At 35.2% G+C, this 24,666-nt stretch carries 23 protein-coding genes, 1 riboswitch and 1 other annotated feature; of the genes, 3 read left to right on the forward strand and 20 right to left on the reverse strand.

The genetic code is table 11. From position 1 onward, the window contains the following. Positions 1-154 precede the first annotated feature (154 nt). A complete protein-coding gene (locus COI44_RS11455; RefSeq protein WP_088014129.1) occupies positions 155-451 on the reverse strand; it encodes a hypothetical protein in 297 nt (98 codons plus the stop codon). 368 nt (positions 452-819) lie between these two features. On the opposite strand from COI44_RS11455, the gene COI44_RS11460 reads away from it, so the two are divergent. Beyond that, entirely contained in the window at positions 820-1,551 is a 732-nt protein-coding gene (locus tag COI44_RS11460; protein ID WP_098428067.1) for a hypothetical protein, read from the forward strand. 113 nt (positions 1,552-1,664) lie between these two features. Here COI44_RS11460 and COI44_RS11465 read toward each other — a convergent pair whose 3' ends face one another. The 10 genes from COI44_RS11465 to asnA form a co-directional block, all read right to left on the reverse strand. Then, the gene (locus COI44_RS11465; RefSeq protein ID WP_098428068.1) at positions 1,665-2,336 is read right to left on the reverse strand and encodes a GNAT family acetyltransferase; all 672 of its coding nucleotides are present in this window, start codon (positions 2,334-2,336) and stop codon (positions 1,665-1,667) included. A 15-nt stretch (positions 2,337-2,351) separates the two neighbouring features. Then, a complete protein-coding gene (locus tag COI44_RS11470) occupies positions 2,352-3,023 on the reverse strand; it encodes a GNAT family N-acetyltransferase (protein WP_098428069.1) in 672 nt (223 codons plus the stop codon). Positions 3,024-3,057: 34 nt separating this feature from the next. Next, on the reverse strand, positions 3,058-3,912 hold the full coding sequence (locus tag COI44_RS11475) for a carbon-nitrogen hydrolase family protein (RefSeq protein WP_098428070.1): 855 nt from the start codon (positions 3,910-3,912) through the stop codon (positions 3,058-3,060). Between the two features lie 113 nt (positions 3,913-4,025). Then, on the reverse strand, positions 4,026-4,700 hold the full coding sequence (gene rpiA, locus COI44_RS11480) for a ribose-5-phosphate isomerase RpiA (protein ID WP_098428071.1): 675 nt from the start codon (positions 4,698-4,700) through the stop codon (positions 4,026-4,028). 465 nt (positions 4,701-5,165) lie between these two features. Next, a complete protein-coding gene (locus COI44_RS11490; protein ID WP_098428073.1) occupies positions 5,166-6,515 on the reverse strand; it encodes an FAD-binding oxidoreductase in 1,350 nt (449 codons plus the stop codon). 98 nt (positions 6,516-6,613) lie between these two features. Continuing rightward, positions 6,614-7,945, reverse strand: a complete 1,332-nt coding sequence (locus tag COI44_RS11495; protein ID WP_098428074.1) for a cytochrome P450 — start codon at positions 7,943-7,945, stop codon at positions 6,614-6,616. 309 nt (positions 7,946-8,254) lie between these two features. Next, on the reverse strand, positions 8,255-10,042 hold the full coding sequence (locus COI44_RS11500; RefSeq protein ID WP_098428075.1) for a helix-turn-helix transcriptional regulator: 1,788 nt from the start codon (positions 10,040-10,042) through the stop codon (positions 8,255-8,257). Between the two features lie 94 nt (positions 10,043-10,136). After that, positions 10,137-10,715 (reverse strand): sensor domain-containing protein, encoded by a 579-nt coding sequence (locus COI44_RS11505; protein ID WP_098428076.1) that lies wholly within the window; start codon positions 10,713-10,715, stop codon positions 10,137-10,139. Positions 10,716-10,914: 199 nt separating this feature from the next. After that, positions 10,915-12,255, reverse strand: a complete 1,341-nt coding sequence (locus COI44_RS11510; protein ID WP_098428077.1) for an erythromycin esterase family protein — start codon at positions 12,253-12,255, stop codon at positions 10,915-10,917. A gap of 467 nt (positions 12,256-12,722) precedes the next feature. After that, positions 12,723-13,706: an aspartate--ammonia ligase gene (gene asnA / locus COI44_RS11515; protein WP_098428078.1), complete on the reverse strand. Its 984-nt coding sequence runs from the start codon at positions 13,704-13,706 to the stop codon at positions 12,723-12,725. A 69-nt stretch (positions 13,707-13,775) separates the two neighbouring features. After that, positions 13,776-14,035, reverse strand: a binding site (T-box leader). A 389-nt stretch (positions 14,036-14,424) separates the two neighbouring features. Between asnA and COI44_RS11525 the strand changes: the two genes are divergently transcribed. Beyond that, positions 14,425-15,555, forward strand: coding sequence for a serine hydrolase domain-containing protein (locus tag COI44_RS11525; RefSeq protein WP_098428079.1), 1,131 nt, complete (start codon positions 14,425-14,427; stop codon positions 15,553-15,555). Between the two features lie 275 nt (positions 15,556-15,830). Here the strand turns inward: COI44_RS11525 and COI44_RS24845 are convergent, their stop codons facing one another. The 5 genes from COI44_RS24845 to mmuP all read right to left on the reverse strand — a co-directional run bounded on the left by COI44_RS24845 (position 15,831) and on the right by mmuP (position 19,421). Further along, entirely contained in the window at positions 15,831-16,136 is a 306-nt protein-coding gene (locus tag COI44_RS24845) for a DUF4304 domain-containing protein (RefSeq protein ID WP_098428080.1), read from the reverse strand. Then, positions 16,090-16,227 (reverse strand): hypothetical protein, encoded by a 138-nt coding sequence (locus COI44_RS24155; protein WP_167555278.1) that lies wholly within the window; start codon positions 16,225-16,227, stop codon positions 16,090-16,092. The genes COI44_RS24845 and COI44_RS24155 overlap by 47 nt, the downstream gene beginning before the upstream one ends. A gap of 213 nt (positions 16,228-16,440) precedes the next feature. After that, positions 16,441-16,617, reverse strand: coding sequence for a hypothetical protein (locus tag COI44_RS24160; RefSeq protein ID WP_179887093.1), 177 nt, complete (start codon positions 16,615-16,617; stop codon positions 16,441-16,443). A 466-nt stretch (positions 16,618-17,083) separates the two neighbouring features. Further along, positions 17,084-18,037: a homocysteine S-methyltransferase gene (mmuM, locus tag COI44_RS11535; RefSeq protein WP_098428081.1), complete on the reverse strand. Its 954-nt coding sequence runs from the start codon at positions 18,035-18,037 to the stop codon at positions 17,084-17,086. Next, entirely contained in the window at positions 18,012-19,421 is a 1,410-nt protein-coding gene (gene mmuP, locus COI44_RS11540; protein WP_098428082.1) for an S-methylmethionine permease, read from the reverse strand. The genes mmuM and mmuP overlap by 26 nt, the downstream gene beginning before the upstream one ends. An 83-nt stretch (positions 19,422-19,504) precedes the next feature. After that, a riboswitch (SAM riboswitch) is annotated at positions 19,505-19,612 on the reverse strand. Positions 19,613-19,852: 240 nt separating this feature from the next. Here mmuP and COI44_RS11545 point away from each other — a divergent pair. Continuing rightward, positions 19,853-20,041 carry a hypothetical protein gene (locus COI44_RS11545; protein WP_098428083.1) on the forward strand — a complete coding sequence of 63 codons (189 nt, stop codon included), beginning with the start codon at positions 19,853-19,855 and terminating at the stop codon, positions 20,039-20,041. Positions 20,042-20,058: 17 nt separating this feature from the next. Here the strand turns inward: COI44_RS11545 and COI44_RS11550 are convergent, their stop codons facing one another. From COI44_RS11550 to COI44_RS11565, 4 genes are all read right to left on the reverse strand, one after another. Further along, positions 20,059-20,460, reverse strand: coding sequence for a nucleoside 2-deoxyribosyltransferase (locus COI44_RS11550; RefSeq protein ID WP_098428084.1), 402 nt, complete (start codon positions 20,458-20,460; stop codon positions 20,059-20,061). 172 nt (positions 20,461-20,632) lie between these two features. Continuing rightward, positions 20,633-21,805, reverse strand: coding sequence for a sugar ABC transporter permease (locus COI44_RS11555; protein WP_098428085.1), 1,173 nt, complete (start codon positions 21,803-21,805; stop codon positions 20,633-20,635). Positions 21,806-21,820: 15 nt separating this feature from the next. Next, complete coding sequence (locus COI44_RS11560) at positions 21,821-23,335, reverse strand: sugar ABC transporter ATP-binding protein (RefSeq protein WP_098428086.1); 1,515 nt, start codon at positions 23,333-23,335, stop codon at positions 21,821-21,823. Between the two features lie 111 nt (positions 23,336-23,446). Then, on the reverse strand, positions 23,447-24,595 hold the full coding sequence (locus COI44_RS11565) for a sugar ABC transporter substrate-binding protein (RefSeq protein WP_286163888.1): 1,149 nt from the start codon (positions 24,593-24,595) through the stop codon (positions 23,447-23,449). Between the last annotated feature and the right edge of the window lie 71 nt (positions 24,596-24,666).

Here is a 24,666-nt window from a genome sequence, read left to right on the forward strand (position 1 = left end):
GTGCCTAGAAATATATGTATGCAAAAACTAAATAAATTTGTTTGGTTAAAAAAAATAAAAAAACCTCTTTGACATAGGTATTTTAGTTTGTTTACAAAGTCCAAAAAATTTGATTTCAACCTAAAAAGCCCTCCTTAGAAGAGGGCTTCAATAGTTATTGAAATTTACTAAATATGTCTTTCAAATACTTAATAACGATTGCGATTCCACCGATGAAATAAAATGTTATTAAAATCCATCCTGTAGGATCAAGTCCAAACATTGTTATTAAAAACTTCAGTGGAAAAATGAAGTATAGAATATCCTTTAAATATCCTAGTATAAAAGATGTATCGAATGAACCTTTCCAGAATGAACGGATAAATGCTATTACAAAATCAAGAATCATTAATCCAGTTACTGCCCAAATAGTATATAGCATCCAATCCGCAAGTCCGAAGCCTAAATCCATAGTTATCACCACCTTACATCATACTATTCAAAGAAAATAGGCTGGTGATACGAATTTACTTAATTTTCAGATAATATTTTTTAAACCTTTTAAAGACCATTGTTCTGTTCTTTATCCTTGTGTTTATCATATTAATTTAATAAGAGATTAATTGCTAAAATGAGTCTAAGTTCCCACTTCATATTTACTAAAAATACTCTTTTACTAAAATTTATTATATGGAAAGGACAGAACATTACACTCTTCAAATTTCCTAACCAATCGTCGTATTCCAGCTACACAATAGCCCAACTAAACATACCCAAGTTCCCCCATCTGTACTTGAACATAAAATATTAGTAAAAAATTATAGAAAGGGAGAAATAGTAGTGGGATTATTTATTAATAAGAATGAACACCCTGATGTCTTTAAAAATAATGAAACAATACAAACACCGAATCAAGGGCTTGTTCGGCATAATTACTTAGCTGAACTAATAGAAGAACAACAAAAAAATAACATGAGCCTGGAAAAATCAATCTCTGAATTGAAGCCACGATATGAGCAATTAGAAGAATTGCAAACAAATCAGTGGAATCATGTTAAAAATCAAATAAGTAGTCTTATAGGTAGTAACCGTGAGCGTGAACAATTTGAAAGAATCATGATCCAACGGTTAAATACATCAGACGCAAATGACAGTTTGGAAAAACAAACGTTAATTACTCAAATGATTAGTTTAAATGAAGCTTATACAGAATTGGCAAAGCGATTGGAAAAAAGTGAAACTGATAACCAAGCTCTCTCATTACAACTAGATAAGCTAATTGAAAAACAAAATGAAGTAGCTCATGGATTATTACAGCAAGAGGAATTTCAACATGGGGTTTTAGATCGTCTTGATACTCAAGAAGCAATGATGGATAGAATCTCTCACCAGCTCAACAATTTACGCTCGATTATTTTTGAACGAGCAAGCTATATCACGACAAAACTAGAAGACAGCTATAAACTAACAACAGACTATATTTATAAACTTATAAATGGATCCGATAAGCCAAAATCCTATACTACTAAAGTGAGCAATAAAAAAGAGGAAAAACAAAAACAAGCAGACTAAACATATGGTAACTTCTCAATTAAAGGTTTGTTCGAAAACTTTTTTAGTTTAATTAGATCGAATATAAAAAAAGCTTCTCGAAGTCTTTATCGAAAAGCTTTTTTTATGTTCACTTAAAAGTAGACTAATGCGACTTTTTCTTTCTCTTCTAAGTTTTCAATCATTTCATACCAAGACTCTGGTTTATTTGATAACACTGTATAATAACGCTTTAGAAACTTTACGATCAAGTCTGATTGAAGCTCATTCATCTCCCCATCCATTGGAAGGAAACAAAGATCTAGACCTGTTACCGCTTCACCGTCATTGTTCCATGATGGATGAATATATTCAAAATCCAGACGCTTATAGCCTAGGTGAGCTAATACTTCCCTGCGAACATATGGATTCATAGGTTTAACGCCGCCAAATTCATGGTGTTCTACTCGATATGGATCGTAAATTTCAGCAAACATACCTGATAACTTTTTATTATTTTCAGTTGCTAATGTCTGTAAATCTACTAATCTATTTTGTGCCAAATATGGGCCGATACCTAAACCAGCTTGGCCAATTATTGTAAAGTCAGTCATGGCAACATTAAAATCGTCATAATAGCGGTATTCTGTAGCCCCTACTACTCTATCTTCATGGACAGCAACAAAAACACGAATTCCTGGATCCTCCAAAGGTTCTTTCCAAAGATCAAATTCTAATACTTCTTCTGGAGGAAATACATCTTGCATTAATTGATGCATTTGCTTAAATAATGGGTCATTGATATTTGTTATTCTTTTAAATTCCATTTTCTTTCTCTCCCTTTAATTAGAATGTTTAAATGGATTTTCCCATTCCATTAGAGTCCCATAATTGCATGATTCTTCGTCCTCTAAATAATTGGCTACTACTTTAACCGGGGTACGACCACATCGAAGTAAAAAACTAATAACTGGATCCTTTAGCTCCCCTTTTATTACAGCATCTATGTATTGCTTTGGTGACGAGTTATCCGCCTCTTTATGATATCCTGGCATCCTACCTCCACCAAGCAATCTTTCCAAACCAAGATGTACAACAACATCATACATAGAAAACATTAACCATTTGCCTAAACCTAATTTTCGATAGGAAGGTCTGACGCCAATATCAACGACATAAAGTGTATTTCCGTTTGGGCTGTGGTTACGAATATAACCATGATCAGTAACCTCTTCCCATGAATGGTCAGGATGGCTTGGGTCAAACTGAACTAGTAGACCTGTCATAGAACCCGCCATTTGACCATTTACTTCTATACATAACGCTCCCTCTGGAAAAAGAGTTACATGGTTCTTAAGTTGCTCCTCATTCCACCATAGTTCCGATGGGAATGGTGGTGGAAAGCTTTCTTGTTGAATACGGATTAAATCAGTAAAATCATTCTCATTATAATTTCGGATTACCACTGGGACTGGTTTGTCTTGGTCGAAAACAAAAAATTCCTTTCGATACATGTGCTAAAACTCTCTTTTCTATTTAAGAATTAGTTTACCAATCTGGATAAAGGTCTGTACGTCGATCGCGCCATGTTGTAACGGATCCTTTTTCCCGAACTTTGTATAATAAATCTAAATTAAGATCAGCTGTCACAATCATATCCTGATTCATTTCACCTTCTACCATAATTCCTTTTGGAGGAAATGGGATATCATTAGGAGTGATTACAACTGCCTGACCGAAATTTGCACGCATAAAATCAACAGTTGGAAGTGAACCAATTGTACCAGTATTTACAACATATACTTGATTTTCAATTGCTCTTGCATGACATGTATAACGAACTCGGTGGAACCCATGGCGATCGTCTGTGCATGATGGACAGAAAATGACATCTGCTCCTTTAGCTTTTGCCATTCGAACGATTTCTGGGAATTCAATGTCATAGCAAGTCAACATCGCAATTGTTCCTTTATCTGTCTCAAAAACCTCTAGGCCGTCACCTGGACTCATATTCCACTCATTTACCTCTGTTGGTGTAATATGTAGCTTTGCCTGCTCACCAATTCGCCCATCTGGATAGAACAAATGTGCAACATTATATAGTCGATCGCCTTTTTTAATAACATGCGTTCCTCCAATAATGTGCATATTGTATTGTTTTGCCAACTTTATAAATAAAGAACGATATTGCTCGGTAAAGTTTGGTAAATCTTGAATCGTTAAAGCCTCACCTTTTTCATTACCAATTGACATAAGCTGTGTTGTAAAAAATTCAGGAAAAATGATAAATTCAGCTTCAAATTCCTCTGCTGTCTTAATATAATGCTCTACTTGTTTTTCAAACTCTTCAAAGGAGTTTATTGTGTGAAGATGATATTGAACGGCCGAAACTCTTAATTGCATATAATCCCCCTCTTCCCATTAACTCTTTATCTCTTACTATTATTATTGAATATATAGTAGGAACGGGCAAGTATGTACTCTTCATTACATCTAGTAAATAAGTTAACTTTGCACTATTTACTTAATGTTTCAACATTTTTATTTTTCCCCAGCGTGATCACTAAATCAGTCAACCCAACAAATAATCCGTTTTCTACCACACCTGGAATTAAATTGAGCTCTCTTTCTAATATTTGAGTTTGAATATGATTAGGTATACTGCAGTCAAAAATATAGTTTCCATTATCCGTAATAAACGGAGTCGCTCCATTTAAACGAAGTTCAGGACTTAAACCGATTGCCTTAATATGTTTCATCGTCATTTCCATGCCAAATGGAATAACTTCTACTGGAAGTCGGAACTTCCCTAATCTCTCTACCATCTTAGTTGGATCAGCAACTACTATAAATGTTTTAGCTGCCTTCGCAATGATTTTCTCTCTTAATAGAGCGCCTCCCCCACCTTTAATTAGCTCAAAGTTTGGATTAATTTCATCGGCACCATCAATTGCTAGATCAATCTGGTCAATTTTACTAAAGTTTACGAGTTGGATACCCACCTCTTTAGCAAGCTTTTCAGTTTGTATGGAGGTTGGAATACTCTTTATATTCAGTCCTTCCTGAACTAATTGCCCAAGCTTTTTTATCGTATATAAAACTGTAGATCCCGTACCTAATCCAACTACCATTCCATCTTTTACAAATTCTGCTGCCTTTTCTCCTACAATTTGCTTATCATTCTCAATCATATTTACACCTTCTATTTTATTGTTCTATTTCTTAACTAGTATGGGTAATAAATCCAAATTTCATTTTTCGATAGGATGTTCAATTTAATAGTACTGTATAAAAATAGTTTGAATAAAGAATTTTAACTGAGAAAAACTAAATGAAAAAATACTAAGTAAGGTGAAGACTAGATGGATGTCCCTAATTTTGTACTTAAGTTTTGCATCATTATAATGATTTTACCTGTTACTATAGTGTGTTGTTATTTTGGTTACGTAGATAAAAACTACCAAATTGTTATTTTCGGTTTTGCACTGCTATTATTTTCAATACTCGGTAATTACTTTGTCTTTACAAGAGGCAATAAAAGTAGTAAATCGGAGCAATAAGAACCTTTTTCTAGTAACTTCTTAGATATGGAAAAACCGACCAATTTGGAAATTCGATTGATCGGTTTTCCACTACTATTTTTTGAATTTTCCACTTTAAAACCAACTAATAGAAGGCGGTATACTTTGGGGAAATTTAAATAGACTGAATGGGTCATATTCTCGTTTCACAACTCTAAGACGATTTAAATTCCCACCATAATATGCGGTTGGCCAATTTCTAATAAACCGATCAGGCCAATTTACGTAGTCACCAGTAGTGTATCTTGATAAGGCATTCCTTAACTCTTCGACCCACTGATTGTTTTTTCGTTCTTCTTCAGGTTTACTCCAATTAGCAAGATACTCTTGAGCGATAATAGCATCCCTGTAATAGTAGGCAGTTTCATCTGGGCTAATCCGCTTTACAGATCCTCCAAGGGATTGGTGCCAAATACTTGATTTTCCATTTGGTGTATTTTCTAGAAAACTTTTCATGATTAAGATTGCTCTCTTTGAAAAAGTTTTATTTAGAAAAGACCCTGACCTCTTTTTATAAGCTGGGACATTACCACTTGGATCATCAAAAAAATGAACAGCTTCTATATAAGGTACTTCCTTTACCATTACTTTTATGGGTGAACCAGTTTCTGTTAATGGCTGTAACAATTCTTTCAATTTTGTTACTGGGCCTACAAATTCCCCTTGCGCAATAATTTGATTTACTTCCCTAGAATTTAGTTCAATTTCTGAAGTTAGCTTGATATCCGTGTTAATTGCCCAATTTTGCCAAGCATCAAAAGCGTCTTCAAAGTCTTCCCACTCCCAAATAATCGAGAAGATCGAAACTGTTGAAATTGGGTGTACTTTAAATTTAAGCGACGTGACAATGCCAAAATTTCCGCCTCCACCGCCACAGCAAGCCCAAAAAAGATCACTATTCTTGTTCTTATTTGCTTTAATCAGTTTAGCTTTCCCATGCCCATTCGATACAACTATTTCTACTTCAAGCAGATTATCACATGTAAGACCATACAAGCGCGACAGCATCCCGATACCTCCGCCAAGTGTAAGACCAACAAGGCCAACACTACTTTCAGTACCTGCTGGGATTGTCGTACCATTTTCCCATAGTATATTATATACTTTCCCTAAATCAGCCCCGGCTTGTATTTTTGCAGTCATGCTTTTGCAATCTACACTAACTGTATTCATCTCACTAACATCAATCACAAGACCACCATCTACGAGTGAAAAATTTTCATAGTTATGCCTGCCACTTCTTACTCTAAATGGCATATTATTTTCCTTCGCCCAATTCAAAGCATTTAATACATCTCGTTTGTTTTGACAAAATACAATTATTTTAGGGAATTTTGGATTGTTTAAAGTATTATTTGTTCTAGCCTGTTCATAATCCGCATCATTTGGTGTAACAATCCGTCCAGTAAGTTTTGTCTTTTCCAAAAAATATAACCCCTTTCAACATACTGTAAAGAGAATGCTATATTCTATGAAAAATCTTCTGGAAAAGACACTTGCCTAAGTGTGTACACTAAATCTGCTCATTTTCTCTTTTTTACAATCATACGTAAGCCATCTTTCGGACGAAGTGTAATAAGCGGTTCTGTCTCCACTTTATGATGATTAGGAGCTAGTTCAATCGTATAATGCTGAACGATCGTTGCTAATACTAAAGTAGCCTCCATAATTGCGAAATGATTTCCGATACAAACACGTGGCCCACCACCAAAAGGAAAATACGCATATTCAGGAACCCCTTCTACTTTTCCATTCTTAAACCGCTCTGGAAGAAATTCTTCTGCATGTGAGAAATACTTTTCAGAACGCTGCATGATATAAGAACTCATCATGACTGTCTCACCTTTTTGAATTTTGTAATCGCCAATGCTGACATCTTCTATTGCTTTTCTACTAATAAGCCATGCAGGAGGATAAAGACGTATACTTTCCCAAATAGTTTGCTGAGTATAGATTAAATCTTTCATAGAATGAGAATCTGCTCGTCTTTTGCCAAGAACACGATCTACTTCTTCATATAATAATTTAGCTTTATCAGGATGCTGGGATAAAAGATAGAAACACCAAGATAATGCATTTGCAGTTGTTTCATGACCTGCCAGGAAAATGGTCATTGCTTCATCCCTTAATTGTTGATTCGTCATTCCCTCATTAGACTCTTCATCCCTTGCTTGCATTAGTAGTCCTAGTAAATCTTCTTTTGTTTCTGAGCTATTTCTTTTTTCAATAATTTCATATAACACCTGATCGATTGCCTTAATAGCCTCCGATAAAGATTTATTTTTAGGTGTATTCAGTTTGAGTGGAGCTTTTAAAACAGATCGAATTCGCTTAGTTGCAATATCCATAATAATGTCAAAGTGTTTCCCAACACGATCATGTCCTTGGTTCAAATCCATACTAAACATAGTTTTAGCAATAATAGCTAATGTAAGCTCCATCATATCTCTACTAATGAGACGCTCTTCACCATCCTTCCAAGAACTAATAAACTCTTCCGTGAGCAATGTCATATCTTCTGCATAGGATTGTATATGCTGCTTGGTAAATGATGGCTGTATCAAACGCCGCTGCCTCATATGTACTTCATCTTCACTCGTTAACAATCCCTCACCGAGCAAGGTTTTCATCTCTTGAAATGGCTTTGATTTATGGAAAGAATGCTGCTTAGTTACTAATACCTCTTTTATTAAATCGGGCTCCAATAGCAAGTTCATTTTACGATGAGCAAATCGAAATGAGACAATCCTATCATGATTTCTATAAAGTTCACTTAAAAAAAATATTGGATCTTTCCGAAACTCATTCAAATGCCCTAAAGGTGAATAAGAAGCCAGTCCTTTTACTTCAAGCATGAAAATTCACTCCAATTCAGGAAATTTAATCTTAGGATACTCTTATTATATTAGGAAGTGGAGGAGGCTAATGCTTTTTATATTTTGATATACTTGTACTTAAATTTAGCAGACTAGTATTTTAAGATTTATTTTTAGAACTAAAAAAGACTGCCTAATTTAGACAATATTTCAGTTATGATACGTTAAGAGGAAAAAATTGGTACAAACCTTGAAAGGATTGAATCCTGTATTGTACAGGACTCAATCCTCTTAATTTTGTCTTAAGTCGTTTTCCGCTTAGCTCTAAAGAAACAACAAACATTTTTCTCATTCAATAATTCCTATTTCTTGAGCCATCTGGATTGCTTCTTCCTTGTTGCGCACTCCTAACTTTGTGTAAGCTGTGGAAGCATAGTTTCTTACCGTACCACTTGATAAATATAATCTTGATGCGATCGTATTGTATCGTAGTCCCTTTGCTACTAGCTGCAATATTTCTATCTCTCTAGCCGTTAGCTCGTAAACGGTTGCTTTTGATTGCGGTGTCTCATTTTGCGCATCAAACTTCTCAAATATTTTGTGAGACATTCCCCGATCTATCAGGGTCCCACCTCTGTGAATAAGTCGGATCGCATTAGCTAGCTCCAACGTTTCAATAGATTTAAGTAAAAAACCATCCGCACCGTTACGAAGGGTGTCCAATGCCTGTTCCGTATCCTGAAACGTTGTAAAAATCAATACGCGGATATGTGGCCATTGTTGCTTAATCCTTTTGGTTGCTTCGACTCCATCCATGTGCTGCATATCTAAATCCATTAGTACAATGTCGGGTTGCAGCCGCCCGCATAAGTCGATGGCTTGCTCGCCATCTTCAGCCAAACCGACTATATTTAAATCTTCATATCTGTCGAGTAGTGTCCTCAAACTTTCACGAACGAACGGTTGATCGTCGACAATTAACAAACGAATAATTCCATCTTTTATTTCAGTTTGTCGCGGTATAGTACATGTAACAAGCATTCCTTCATCTGGCTTAGTATATACAGACAATTGACCTTGTAAATTCATTACCCGCTCTTTCATCGCTTTAATACCGAAGCCTTCCTGCCATTCTACATTTCCCTTTCCATTATCTTGCACTTCTAACCTCGTAAATTGTTGTTCAAACTGCAATGAAACGATCATTTCATTCCCCTGACCGTGACGTACTGCATTTGTAAGGGACTCTTGTAAGCAACGGATGAACGCTATTCTCGCTTGCCGAGACAGTTCGTATTCCTCTCCGAATGCTCGAAAGCTTACATTCACCCGAGCGTACTCTTGAAATTCAGCTCCAAGATTTTGTAGAGATTGAATTAAGGAAAGCGATTGACACGGAGAATCCATTTGATGTAGGTAACCTCTCACGTCCTCAATACTTTTACGTCCCATTTCAAGCAGAGAATCTAGCCTCTGTATACCCTTTTCGGTAACAAGCTCGGTCCGCAACGTTTCCATCCCCAAAATAATGGAAGTATAAGCGTGGCCTACTGTATCATGAAGCTCACTAGACAGCCTACTTCGTTCCTCTGCAAGTGTAATGCGTTCGATCTGAGACATATATTGCTCAAGAACCGCGTTTTGTTTAGAAATCGCTTCATTTTGCTTATGATTGACGATTAATAAATGAAAAGCGAACCCCATTACATAAGCGAATCCGTAGTAGGTGACCATGATCCAATAGCTATTACTTGGCGCAACCGCATAGAAAATTCCAGTTATAATAAAAATTGTTGTTGGAGCAGTCCAGTAATAGGACAAATGCTTACTATTTGCTGCGATAAGAAACACCGATATAAGAAATGTATTGTAAGCTTCTGGAAATAAAGAAGTTAAATAGATACATAGTCCGCCATATAGCAATATCTCTGTGAACAAGTAATATTTGTAATTGAACAGTAAGGCTACCCATGGAATAGAGAAGGCAACAACCTCCCAAGGAATAATAATCCAAAGTGGTAATGTTAAACCATCCTGAAAATTTAATGTAGCTAGGATGATAGACATACTAACAAGTAGACGGATTCCTAACATAATCCAATCATACCAAAACCAATACTTAACCATATTCAACAAGTCATTTACCTACTAAGTAGCCTTGCTTCTTATTTCCTATATTATAGAATAATCTTTATCGCATTTTTATCCTTTTAATTTAGACTGCAAACTTCTATCGATTTAGCTGCCGTATCATACTGCGTGTATAACCTCCAATTTTTTTTACCAAACTATCTACTATTTTAATGCTTATAGCGGTAGACACTATACCAATAGACATTACAAGGAGCGACTTGGCAAAAGTATCGATCTGCATGAAAATAATATTCATGTCAATCGATCGATACAGTAGTGGTGCCAATAGAAACATAAGTGGCATTACATATAAAATGACTGCACTAATGAGACTGAAAATTCCAATCACAAATTTCCTCATTAACCAAAAGACAGCAGACCAGGTGCGACGATTCGTAAGCCCTAATTTCACTTGAGCCCAGTCTGATGTATCCGTTGTTACACTTCTATTGTAAGAGTCTATCGAAATATCAGTGTAAATTTTCGTTTGTATGCGCTCGAATTGAATAAAGGCTGTGGTAGTCTGAAGTACGCGTATAACTAGTGGAATCCCGACTACGGTAAATGAAAGGGTGAAACTCAATAGCAGAGCTACCAGGTAAAAACAAAAATAAAACAGTCCTGTAATGAAAGTTAGCAATAAAAAATAACCATTCTGGATGAATCTTAATTTCATAAGGTTCATCACTCCTCTCTGTTTAATACCAGCATCATACTGCTTTCTTTGTCAAACCTACTAGTGTAAAAATGTCATATGACATTTTTACATAATGCTAAAAAGGGTGAAACAGCGCCTACTTCTGTTTAAGAAAAGATGATTTTCACCAAAAAACAATCCCGTTCTTGGCTCTGCAAGAAGGGATTGTTTTGTACTCTTAATTAATATGAGATGGACTTGTTTTTCGGATATGAAAAATTATATCGAACTGCTCAAGCAATGAAGTATCATTATATAAAGAACTATTTGGGATGATCTGTCCCCCTATACTCAGTAATGGCCTCTTTTCTCTAACCCATTTCTTTGCTTGACCATTAAGTTGACGATTATCTAACAAAAACATATTATATGGGACTTTTCCAAGGATATAATTGAAACTATTCACATTTTGTGGAATAGTTTCCGTTGCAATCTTACCTCCAGTGGAAGGATTATATTCGCTGTATAAGGTGAATTTCCCCTCTGTAGTTGTACTACCAATTGAGACATAATTATTGTCTAAACGTTCTTTCAAAAACTGTCCCGCAACATTAGGGTAAAATTTCTCATCGATAATACCTTTGGCTATGTGAATATTGTGTGCCCATACCATCGTTTTACCGCCTAAGTACTCTTGTGCCCACATTGCATGATCGGCCAAATATTGATCGTGTAGCTTCACCATACTTGAATATTCATTAGGAAGTAGCATTGTGGTAAATTCCTCTATTGCATTCGCCGTCTCTTTCACCCAGATTAACTCGGATGAAACACTCTCTGTGTTTGCTTGTTCATTTTCATCATTTAGCAATTGGACTACTTTCTCAGCATTTGCCTTGAATTTTTCTTTTATTTCAGGAGCAAGCTGCATATATTCCTGTAGACTTCCAGTGTAAGTAGAAAGCTCTTTATAGTTTTCTTCCACTTCTGCCAGTATATCTGGTCGATGCTGCTTTACATAATCAGTTACTTTATTAAAGACACTTTGGTCCATTGTTTTTAGGTCAAGTCCGATAAATTGAATCTTCTTTTTATTGGTTGGATCAGCATTATAATCTTTCATCCACTCAATCATGGCTATAATTTCATCAGTAGGATATAACAATTTTAAAAATTCCCTAGGATTTCCTTTTCCTGCTTGGATATATTCATTTAGCTTTAAGCCGATTCCCCAATCTTCTTCCATTCCGAAATTCGTAAATCCCATCTCAGTAACTAAGTACTTCACAAGGCGAAACTTCATGGTGAAAATTTCAGAGCTTCCATGAGTATTCTCTCCTAATCCTACATATTGTGCGCTCCCAATCATGTTCTTAAGTGGTTTTAAATCGTCAAATGGTTTTGATGGTTCTATCGTTTTTAATTGCTTTGCCTGTGATTCGATTGAATTAACGATATTATTTTGGATTGGTTGAACTGAATTTTCGACTGCTACCGTTTGAGCTTTTCCCTCTCCACCAAATCCTGCGACTAATATAGCTGTACTAACCATTGCACAATACATCTTTTTCTTATTCATTTTCTCACCTCAATTGAATTTTTTTTCAAAAGCAAGACTGATTCATGTACTTGCACGGATCAATCAATTGCCTTAATTCAATTGTTATTTATTTAATATCACATTTCCTAGTTACATATTGTCATAAGATTAATTGACACAGGTCATATGGTATTCATTACACTTTTGTACTTTCGGTTTTTATCTGTAATTTTTACAATATTAACTCTAAGCTAACTTTATTTTAACTTTCAATAATCGACTAAACTATCAATGCCATCCAGAGCAATAAAAAAAATCGAATTTTACATTCGATTTTTTTTGTACAACTAATGCATGGTTTATTTTAGTTTTCGATTTTCTTAAGTTCACAATAAAATGATACATAGCCTCTATTGATATTCTGATGATTGTTTGACATCAGGATTTGTATATTGCATTCTTCTTCATGATATAGACTCATTCTTTTATTTAGGGGTCCTATCTTTTTAAAACAAATGAATGTTTTCCTTCTTACATGCTTCTCTCATCTCATCAGGCCATACAGAAGATTGAACTTCACCAATATGCGCTTTACGTAAGAAGAACATGCACATTCTTGATTGCCCAATACCACCACCAAGTGTTAGTGGAAGCACTTCCTCTAAAATACCTTTATGAAAATCATACTCGCGCTTGAAATCTTCACCTGTCTTCGTTAATTGCTCATCAAGTGATCTACTATCAACACGGATACCCATTGATGATAATTCAAATGAAGTTTGCAATACTGGATGCCAGAATAAGATGTCTCCGTTTAATTTCCAATCGTCATAGTCAGCTGCACGACCATCATGTTTTTCACCAGAACGAAGTACATCGCCAATTCCAATAATAAAAACTGCACCGTGCTCTTTTGCAATCGCATGCTCACGATCTTTCGGTGTTAATTCTGGGTATTTATCTTCTAATTCTTGGGCTGTAATAAATACGATATCTTCTGGTAAATACTTCCCAAGGTACGGATATTTTTCAAATAAATGATTTTCTAAATCTTTGAAGATTCCATAAATTGTTTGTACGGTTTCTTGTAAATAATCTACTGTACGCCATTCTTTTTGAATAATTTTTTCCCAATCCCATTGGTCAACGTAAATGGAATGAGTTGCATCAAGTTCCTCATCACGGCGAATCGCGTTCATGTTTGTATATAAACCTTCACCAGCTTCATAACCATATTCATGCAGTGCAAATCGTTTCCATTTCGCTAGTGAGTGAACAATTTCTAACTCTTCTCCTGAATGTAGCATATCAAATTCAATTGGGCGTTCTACACCGTTTAAGTGATCGTTTAAACCTGATTTTTTCGTTACGAATAATGGTGCAGATACGCGGAACATTCCAAGACGTTTTGCTAATTGATCCTCAAAAAATGTTTTAACTTCCTTAATTGCGATTTGTGTCTCTCTTACTGTCATTAATGATTGATACATGCCTATTTCCTCCTAAAATGTTTGGATGTAGTAGAAAAAAGCCAACAAAAAAAGCCCTTCTTCCCAAAAAACTGGGACGAAAGGCTTTGGTTCCGCGGTACCACCCAAATTAGCAACAGAGGTTGCTCACTTATTCAGTACGGAGATTAGAGAGATCTCGATACTGTTCTTCTTTAACGGCGAAGTTCACGGCTAAGTCTACTTTCCTCTAAGGGATTTCGGTTAGCGACTCCAGGAGGTTCTTCATAACAGGCTTCGTATCAGGCTCACACCACCCCTGACTCGCTTTGTCTACGTCCTACTACTACTCGTCCTTTCACAGTCGTTTTGATGTCACATCTCTGAAACATTTTATTAATAATTATTTTATAGATAAAAATGAGAAAGTCAACATTTTTTTCAATTTTTATTTTATTCTAAGCAAATAAACAAGGGTATTGTATGTACTTATACTGTTCTCTTTTGATTATTTTCAGCCTGTAATGGTAGGTTTCATTCATTGTTGTAAACTCTTGTTTCATAGATGGCTAATGTTCAACTAAAGCTGCTTTTGTAACTTTTTTCTTATTCAAGTAAATGGCCGTTTAGTTGAATAAGAAATGATAAAATAAAGGTAAAAAACGAACAGAAAGAGGATTAGATAGTAGTTGAATGTAATAGAACGATTTTTAGAAGATGAAATTTCATCTCAAGAGTTGTATGAAGAAATGGAGACGGAATGGAGAGAATAGAAAAGAAAATTGAAAAAATTGATATTCTGCTAAAAGAAATTAGTGGAGAGATAACTGTGGGAATAAGTATATCAATCGTAAAAGATGACAGAATAGTTTATTCCAAAGGATTTGGATATTCTCAACTTGAACCGGATTTAAAATCTATTGATGAAAATACAATAATGAGTATACAGAGTGTATCTAAGAATTTTGTTGCAACCTGTATTATGCAACTAGTAGAAACAGGTTTTATTCGTCTAGATGAACCACTTGTTAATTACCTACCTTATTTCAGAACAAAAGACAAAAAATTAAGTGACCAAATTACAGTAAGACATGTATTAAGTCATACAGCAGGATTCCCGTTTGATTTGGGTATTGCAAATTTAGTTGCTCCAAACGTAAAAGAAATTTATTCAGACACTCCAACTGAGTGGAGTGAAGCATTAGCACATTACAATTTATCAGAACAGGAGATAACTAGTATACAATCTAGAGAAGATCTTACTCGATGGTTTAGTAAGGTTGATTTAGAATATCCTCCAGGAGATGGGTGGAATTATTGCACCGATGCCTATGTTATTCTAGGTGACCTAATTGAAAAACTTACTGGAGAAAGTTGGGAATGCTATTTATTAAAAAATGTAATAAATCCGTTGAATATGAGGCGCACTAAATGGGATTCATCAAAAGTTATAGGAGATAGCAATTATTCTAAATACTATTTAGAATACGAAAAAAAAGAAACGCCCTATCCGACAAATCCCGTTGCGGCCCCTATAGGTTTTTTATATTCAACAGCAAACGACTTAGCTACATATATGTTATTTCAGTTAAGTTATCCATCAAAAAAAATATTGGATTCAAGTTATAAAAAACAAATGCAAAATCCAGGGATTCTAGTCTCAGAGCCATGGAACAACGAAAACAATACCAGATATTATGGTTTAGGCTGGTTTATAGAAAAATATAAAGGTAAAACGATTGTTGAACACGGTGGAGGACAATTAGCAGTACGTGCATTACTTTCATTAGTACCTGAGGAAAGACTTGGTGTAACTGTGTTGTTGAATTTCGATAGTAACATCCATCGAATTATTTCTCGTAGAATCATCGATATAATGTTAGGTATATAGTTTTTTAGCTGTTACGAAAACGAATAACTGGTCTTATGCAACTACCATGGGAGAGCGAAATAATCTTCCATTCACTGTTGTGAATAACTGATTCATGGATGGCTAACGCATTGCGTTAGTTGTATAAGAGTTTCTAAAGGTTGTCTAATTAGACAACCTTTTTTAGTTCAAAAATCATCAATTAAATTTAACAGAGCCTTGCGTAAATGGAAAATATTATTCGAGGGTACATTTGGAAATAGAAGAGAATGTTCTCTTGCGTAATGGGTTTAGAATTATGTGTTGTTATAATAATGAACCTTTAGGTAAAACCATTTTTGTGGCATAGTACAAAAAAGAGTTTCAAGATCCGTTTTCACTGTGATTTTATACCAATGATCTGTTGAATTTTTTATTTCGCTTAATCGAATCCTTAACAAGGAATGTACTTCTATTGGAAAGGTTGTTGATAATTCTCCATTTAAGATAGCAGACACTTTCTCACAAAAAATTCCTGTATTGATGGTAAATTCCACTTGGTTTTTTGTATTCCATTTATTCAATTGAATGTTGACGGTCCATGAAATATGTGAATTTTTCATCCATCGCTTGCAATTTATTTTCCATTGACTGCATTCTTTGGTCTAATGATTTGATTGCCATTAAAATTACTTGCGTTGATTCATCATTCATTTTGACTTCATCCTTTCGATTCGAACGATAATCGATCGGTCATTTCTGGTTTGTGTAAAAAAGGAAAGATATCATTTTAGTTTGGTTGAATGTGTAAAAATATTACCATTCAAAAATGAAAAAGTCATGACATAAAATATGGATGGACTGGTTGACCTAATGGATAGCGTCCTGGTAGTTACGAGTAGAGGGCGATAAGATAAAAAAGCATCCTTACTGGATGCTCTTGATTTGTGTCACAATTTCGTTGTGTTCGGTGATTAATCTTTTCAACTGTTCTTCGAGATGAGGGTCGTTTTTCTTCGCTAAGATGATCTTGACGATGTCGATCGCTTCGCGCGTCTTCATTAATTCTTTTTGCAATTTTTCGACTGCATTCAATTTTGCCATGTTTTACCCTCTTCTTCATTCAGTTTAGTGGATCCGGTCCATAACTGTCCGTTAAGCATACCAAATAAAGCGGATAAATGCACACTTTAATAGTCATGAGTTATTAATTCGAAAAGAAAAAGTATCGAACGATGGTTAGAATAACTGGAATGAAGATGATCCAGCAAATGGATACGTTGATACCAGCTCTTGCAAGGTTTTGATGTTTGCTTGTAATAATTCGTTGGTGTGCTCGTCGAGAACAATTGCTTTGTTCTTTTCAACGAGTGAACGAAGAAGTTGACTGAGATGCCACTTCGAAATGTTTACTATTTATTTTGATATTGTTTGTATTGTTGGCAATGACGAGCGTATACAGTCCCTTTTGTTGAATAACTTTCAGCTATATGAAATTTTTTGAATAACTAAATTAACCTCTTCGTTAACTTTAATTACGAATAAATAGTCCCCTTCACCTTCAATTGGATCAATACTCGGAAGAACGCCACTTGTTCGATATCTCCTCAATGTGATAAGGTGTCGTTCTGCAGCATCCACCTATTAAACGTGCACCTGCTTGGTACCATTCTTCAGATTGAATATCTAACACGTTACATTGTTCATGACCATGCCATGTTTTTGTTTCTGGATTATAAGTTTCACCAGAGTTTGGATAAACAATAATCGGTTTTTTGGTGTTTGCCCTCAACTCTTGTATTGCACCAGTCACAACGGTTACTGGCGCACAATTGATGCCTATTGCTACAATTTGTTCACTTTTCTCAAAAACTCGTGCACACTCTACGAGTTTCATACCTTCACTAATCTCTTTCTCATTTTTTAACGAAAAGGAAAGCCACGCATATGTTTCTGGAAACTCACGTAATAATGTATCTAATACTCTTGCTTCTTGCAGGGAAGGGATCGTTTCAAATGCCAATAGATCTGCACCTGCTTCAATTAACGCTGACATTCTCGAACGGTGAAAGTCTGCTAATGTTTTATCTGTCACACCATAGTTACCTATATACTCTGAACCATCTGCAAGGTAAGCCCCGTACGGCCCAACCGATGCAACAACCAATGGTTTAGGCCTATTCGTTTGCTTATTTTCCTTCCAAAAATCATCTCTTGCCCTTCTTGCAAGTAACACCGTTTCCTTAATTAATTCCAAAGCTTCCTGTTCTTGTATTCCTCGCGCGGAAAAACCACTAATAGTAGCTTGATAGCTTGCTGTTATGGCACAGTCCGCACCAGCACGAAAATAGTCCGAATGAACCTGATAAATAAGTTCCGGATTTTCTAGTAACACACGTGCCGACCAAAGGGGATCGTCCAAATTACATCCATGCGCCTCCAATTCTGTAGCTAATGCTCCGTCAAGAAGCATAATGGAATGTTGGGATAAAATAGCATCAATTGGATTGACTTTGTTCGACATAATCTACGCCCCTCTTTTTTAAATTTTTTGTTAGATAATAACTTCCATAGCAAAACAAAATAAACGGTATGCCGCAATATAAGGCAATTCTCTGTGTTGGATCGAATGCAATTCCAATACACGATGCCAGACAAAGGATAAAAGAAGCAATTGGTACTAATGGATACAGTGGTGTGCGATAAATCAAGTCTTTTTCAGAATTTCCTTCTTTCAAAAATTGTCTGCGAAATAGGAACTGAGAAGCACTAATACTCATCCAAACTACAACTACTGCTAGACCGGAAATGGAAACAAGTACGATATAGACAGTATCTGGTGCCACAATACTTGAGAGCAAAGCCAAAGCTCCACCCACCATGCTGAAAATGACGGCGTTGATTGGAACACCTTGCTTCGTCATTTTTCCAAAAATCGGAGATATCGTATTCTTATTAGCAAGCGACCAAAGCATTCTAGTAGAGGCATAAAGGCCTGAGTTTGCTGCAGATAAAATAGCCGTTAAGATAACGAAATTCATTATGTCAGCTGAATATGGCACCCCAATTCGTTCTAGAACTGCAACAAAAGGGCTCTCTAATACACCAGCATCGGAAATAGGCAATAACGCAGATAAAACAAAAATCGTTCCTACAAAAAAGATGATCAATCTCCACAGAGTAGTTCGAATGGCCTTCGGTATCATTTTTTCCGGGTTCGCGGTTTCTCCAGCTGCAATGCCTATTAATTCTGTTCCCGAAAAAGCAAAATTAACCGCAAGCATGGTCATTATAATGCCCGTAGCACCATGAGGAAATAAACCTCCACTTGTAAAATTAGAAAATAATGGTGCTGCTTTTGAATGACTCATCGGAAGAAACCCTAGCATTGCCGCTGCTCCTAAAACAATAAAAATCACAATAGCTATAACCTTTATCGATGAAAACCAAAATTCGGATTCGGCGAAAAATTTAACAGTCATTACATTTAATACAAAGATCAAAATGGCAAAAATAGCACTCCATATCCAAACATTAATCGATGGAAACCATCGCTTCATAAGTAATCCTGCGGCTGTAAATTCAGAACCTAAAGCAACAGTCCAAGTTAACCAATACAACCAGGCTACTGTATACCCTGTACCCGGTCCAATGTATTTAACTGCATAACTGTGAAATGAGCCCGTTTCAGGCATATGTACGGAAAGCTCTCCTAAACATAGCATAACTAGATAAACCACTAGCGCACCAATCAGATAGGATAGAATTGTTCCAAACGGTCCGGCTTGTTGAATAGTGTAGCCCGAGCTTAAGAATAGGCCAGTTCCAATCACCCCACCAAGTGATAGCATGACTAAATGACGTGCTTGCATGTTCCTTTGAAATTCTTGCCCATTTTTCTTCCCCATTACTACTCTCCTTTAGTTACTATCCAGAAAAAACAAAAACGCACTCTAAAAAAGAGTGCGCTACTGACAAATAAAAACGGAAGCTCTCATCTATCAGGATTATCACCCGCTGGAATTAGCACAGTGTCTACTTAAGCAGACCTGTTGCTGAGGCTTCAAAGGGCCAGTCCCTCCACCTCTCTGGATAAGAAATATTTTTTTTATAACCATATCAATCCATTCAATAATTGTCAAGATAATTCTGTTTTTTTGAAATATTATCAATTATTGACTTACTATTTTATCATTTCTAATGCAACTAAACTGCCATTTTGTTGAATAAGAAATGAACAGATTAGTTCAATAAAGTTAGAGGTATTAATAATTCATTTATGAATATCTATAATAGGTTATTTTGGCATATTAGTTAATGGATTAGGAGGAGTATTGAAATGCCAGGATGGTTAATAAATGTTGTAATAGTTGTAATTTTATTGTTATTAATAAATTTAAATTGGAAAGTAAATAGATTAATGAAGAAATTGAATATAAACGATTTTGATGATGAAATTCTGGAAGTATCAAACGAAGAAATAGAAAAGGAGCTTGAATCAAAATTTACGCATAACCATAAACTCTAATGGAACTAACACTTGCGTTAGTTGAATACTTTTTTTGATTTAGACTCTATACTTGCCACTAAATCCTCTATTGTACCAAAGCATTTTTCGATTTCAGGCAAATGGTAAAATGTACTCGTAGTTTCAAAATTATCTACTTCTTTGTTTGGTGAATATAAATAAACTTTTTTGCCACTTCCAAGAGCGATACCTAATTCAATATGGCTTCCTTTTCCTGCTGGAAACAAAACAACAACAAAATCAGCTTTAATTACAGCTTCCATCTCTTCTTGACCTATTACTTTTAATTCTTCAAGTGTTGCAACGTTTTCATTTGTTGTCCAATCATATGTATTAATGAATCCTTTTTCTATTAAAATTTTACTAACATACCTAACCAATTCAATATTTTTAAGACTTGATGCAAGATAAAACTTCATTATTTCCCACTCCTTTTTATTCTAAATTTTATCATAAATTCGAATAACTCTTATTAAACTATTCTGTCATTTAGTCGCATAAGATAAACTCAATCTGCTCTAACAAATTCAATTCTAAAAAATAAAAAAACAGAAACAAGCCACCACAATCGACTGTTTCTGTTTTTAAATATTATTTCCCTTTATTACGTGTCATTACGTCAAACACAACTGCAAGAACAAGTACTGCTCCTCGAATAATGTATTGGTATGAAATATCAATACCCATTAAGTTCATCCCACTTGTTAATGAAGCCATTACGAATGCACCGATAATTGTACCTGTTACTTTACCAACACCACCAGCAGCAGAAACACCACCTACATAAGCTGCAGCAATTGCATCTAACTCAAACATTGTACCTGCTTGGGGAGAAGCAGATGCAAGTCGAGCTGTAAACAATACGCCTGAAAGGGCTGCAAGCATACTCATTGAACCGAATACAATGTAAGTGATTTTCTTTAAGCTAATTCCACTCAACTGTGCTGCTTCAGGGTTTCCACCAACTGCATAAATGTGACGCCCTAAAGGAGTTCTTGTTGTAATGAAGTGGTAGACTACTACTACAATAAACATGATCACAGCAGTCCAAGAAATTCCTTGATAGCCTGCAAGAATATAGCAAATGTAACCAATGATACCGGAAATAAACAATAATTTTATGATTTGCATTGGCATTGAAAGAACTTCAAAACCGTACTTTATGTTTACGCTTCTCTTTTTAAAATCACTCCAGATAAAAAGAATGATAGAAATCGCACCAATTAATAGTGTTGATATGTGTAAACCATTCAAATTTCCTAAACTAGGAATATAGCCATTTCCAATTGCCTTAAAGCTTTCGTTAGCAACGATGATCGTACCCGTTTTAACAAGAGACATTAGTAATAATCCCTTGAATATTAACATTCCTGCTAATGAAACTACGAATGATGGAATTCCTAAATTAGCAACAAAGAATCCATTAATTAGACCTATGATAGCGCCAAATACTAGAACTGCAATGATTGAAATCCAGACTGGCAAACCGTGTGTTAGAAATAGAGCAACTACTGCTCCTAGAAAACCTGCAACAAACCCAACTGAAAGGTCAATATGTCGAATGACAATTACTAGTGTCATACCTACAGCAAGAACTGCAACATAACCTGTCATATTGATTAAATCACTTAAGTTACGAGATGACATAAATAGGCCATCTGTATTTAAAGTAAATACTAACATTATTACTGCAAGAGCAATATACATTCCGTATTCACGGATGTTTTTCCTTAATAACATGCCTGCTTCTTGAAAAAAGTTCATTTTATTCAACCTCTCTTAAACGGTAGCTAGAGCCATAACGCTCTCTTGAGTTGCTTCTTCTCTTGATAATTCCCCGGTTATTTTGCCTTCTGCCATTACATAAATTCGATCACTCATACCAAGGACTTCTGGAAGTTCAGAGGAAATCATGATAATGCTCATGCCTTGTTCAACCAGTAGATTCATAAAACTATAGATTTCAAATTTTGCACCTACGTCTATTCCACGTGTTGGCTCATCTAATATAAGTACATTCGGATTTGTAAATAACCATTTACTCAACGATACTTTTTGCTGATTACCACCACTCAATTTTCCAACAATTGAAGTGATTGATGGAGCTTTTATGTTTAACTTATTTAAATAATCATTTGCAACGACAATTTCTTCATGTTGATTAATTACGCTTGACTTGGAAATTTCAAATAAGTTCGTAATCGAAATATTATTTTTAATATCTTGTTCAAGAATCAATCCGTCGCCTTTTCGATCCTCTGTTACATAGGCTATTCCAGCTTTTATTGCATCTTTCGGATGTTTAAAACGCTTTTGCTCACCTTGCACTAAAACGGAACCATCAAGTTTGAAATTTGTTGGATTACCAAAAATACTTTTTGCTAATTCTGTTCGGCCTGATCCCATCAATCCAGCAATACCGATAATTTCTCCTTTTCGAACATTTAGATTGATATGATGAAGAATTTTTCGACCCAATTTTGGATCGTACACATCCCAGTCTTTTAATTCTAATGAAACTTCACCAAACTTTTGATTTGGACGCTTCGGATAAATATCGTCAATTTCACGACCAACCATATGTTTGATGATTGTGTTTTCGGTGATTTCTTCTTCATTTAAAGAACAAATTGTTTTTCCGTCGCGAAGTACAGTAACCGTATCTGCAACAGCAATTACTTCTTTAAGTTTATGCGAAATCATAATACAAGAAATTCCTTGATTCTTTAGCTCTTCCATCAAGAAAAGTAGGTTTTCACTATCATCTTCATTTAAAGCAGCTGTAGGCTCATCGAGTATAAGCAATTTAACATCTTTACTAAGTGCTTTTGCTATTTCAACCAGTTGCTGCTTACCTACACCTAACTCTTTAATTTGTACTTCCGGATTAACATCTAGTTTTACTTTTTTTAGCATGTCGATTGCTTTAACAATCGTTTCATTGAAATCAACAGTTATTCCCTTTTTAATTTCATGTCCGATAAAAATATTTTCAAATACGGAAAGTTCAGGAAAAAGCGATAATTCCTGATAGATGATTCCAATACCCTTTTTTTCACTATCACTTATTTTTGAAAACTTTTGAACTTCATCTCCAAAAACAATATCACCTGCATAAGTTCCAAATGGATAAATACCACTTAATACTTTCATTAAAGTCGATTTACCAGCACCGTTTTCACCAACTAAGCAATGAATTTCCCCTTTTCTAACCTTGAAGTTAACATCGCTTAATGCTTTCACACCTGGAAACTCTTTTGAGATATTTCTCATTTCTAAAATAAATTCACTCATATGATCCGTCTCCCGAATTTGCCATCTACTTGAGTCATTGATAAATTGAATAATTAACAAAATAGTGACGGTTAGACCATCACTATTTTGCAAGTTCATTTCTTCTATTAATTACTTCAATCCAGTGAAGTCTGAAGCACTATAGTATCCAGAATCAACTAAGTCTTTCTTCACTGTGCTTTGATCAACAACAATAATATCTGTTTGTTTTGTTTTGATATCAGCTTTACCGTTGTTTGTAACGCCTGAAGCATCAGGTGTTTCATTTTTTAAGATTGAAGTTGCAGTAGCGATTGCATCTTTAACTAAAGTACGAACATCTTTGAAAACAGTCATAGATTGTTTGCCATCAATAATGTATTGTACAGAAGCTTTTTCAGCATCTTGACCAGAAATTACATATGAAGTTACATCTTTGTCTGCTTTAAATGTATCAGCGATAGAACGCGCTGTTCCATCATTTGGAGCAAGAACTAATACATCACCTTTGTCAGCTTTAGAAGCTTTTGTTAAGTTAGATGAAGTTAAGTTTTTAGCTACGTTGAAATCCCAGTTAGTTGAAACTTGACCGATAATTTTTGCTTGCTCATCACGAGTTAAATCAGCTTTAGCTTTTAAACTATTTGCAGCTGCTGAATTCTCAACTTTGAATGTTCCATCAGCAATTTTAGGTTGAAGAACTTTCCAAGCACCTTGGAAGAATAAGAATGCATTGTTATCAGATGCAGCACCTGCGTATAGGTATAAAGGTTGACCTGCTTTACCTGAAGCATGGTCTACAAGATATTGTGCTTGTGCAGCACCTACAGCAACGCTATCAAATGATACATAGTAATCAACTGCGTCAGTACCTGTAATTAAACGATCATAAGAAATTACTTTAACACCAGCAGCTTTTGCAGCTTCAGCTGAAGCAGCAGCAGCAGCACCATCTTGAGGACAAATAATTAAAACTTTGATGCCTTTTGCAATTAAAGAATCAACGTTTGCTTTTTCTTTAGCAGAGTCACCTTGTGAGAATAAAATTTCAACTGAATAATCTGTATCTTTTAAAGCATTTTTAAAGCGAGTTTCATCTTGAGTCCAACGTGGCTCATCTTTTGTAGGTAAAACGATACCAATATCAACTTTACCATTTTTACTTTTCTTACCAGCAGAAGTGCTATCACTTGATGTTGCTGAAGATCCACATCCAGCTGCAACAAGAGTCATTACTAAAAATACCGAAATTATTGCAAAAATCTTTGATAACTTTTTCAAAGTGTTTCCCCCTTTTTTTCTGGTTACGCTTACATAAATAAGGTTATCACGATTTTTATTGGAAACGCTTA

This window comes from Bacillus sp. AFS088145, from assembly GCF_002564465.1.
GTDB lineage: Bacteria > Bacillota > Bacilli > Bacillales > Bacillaceae_G > Gottfriedia.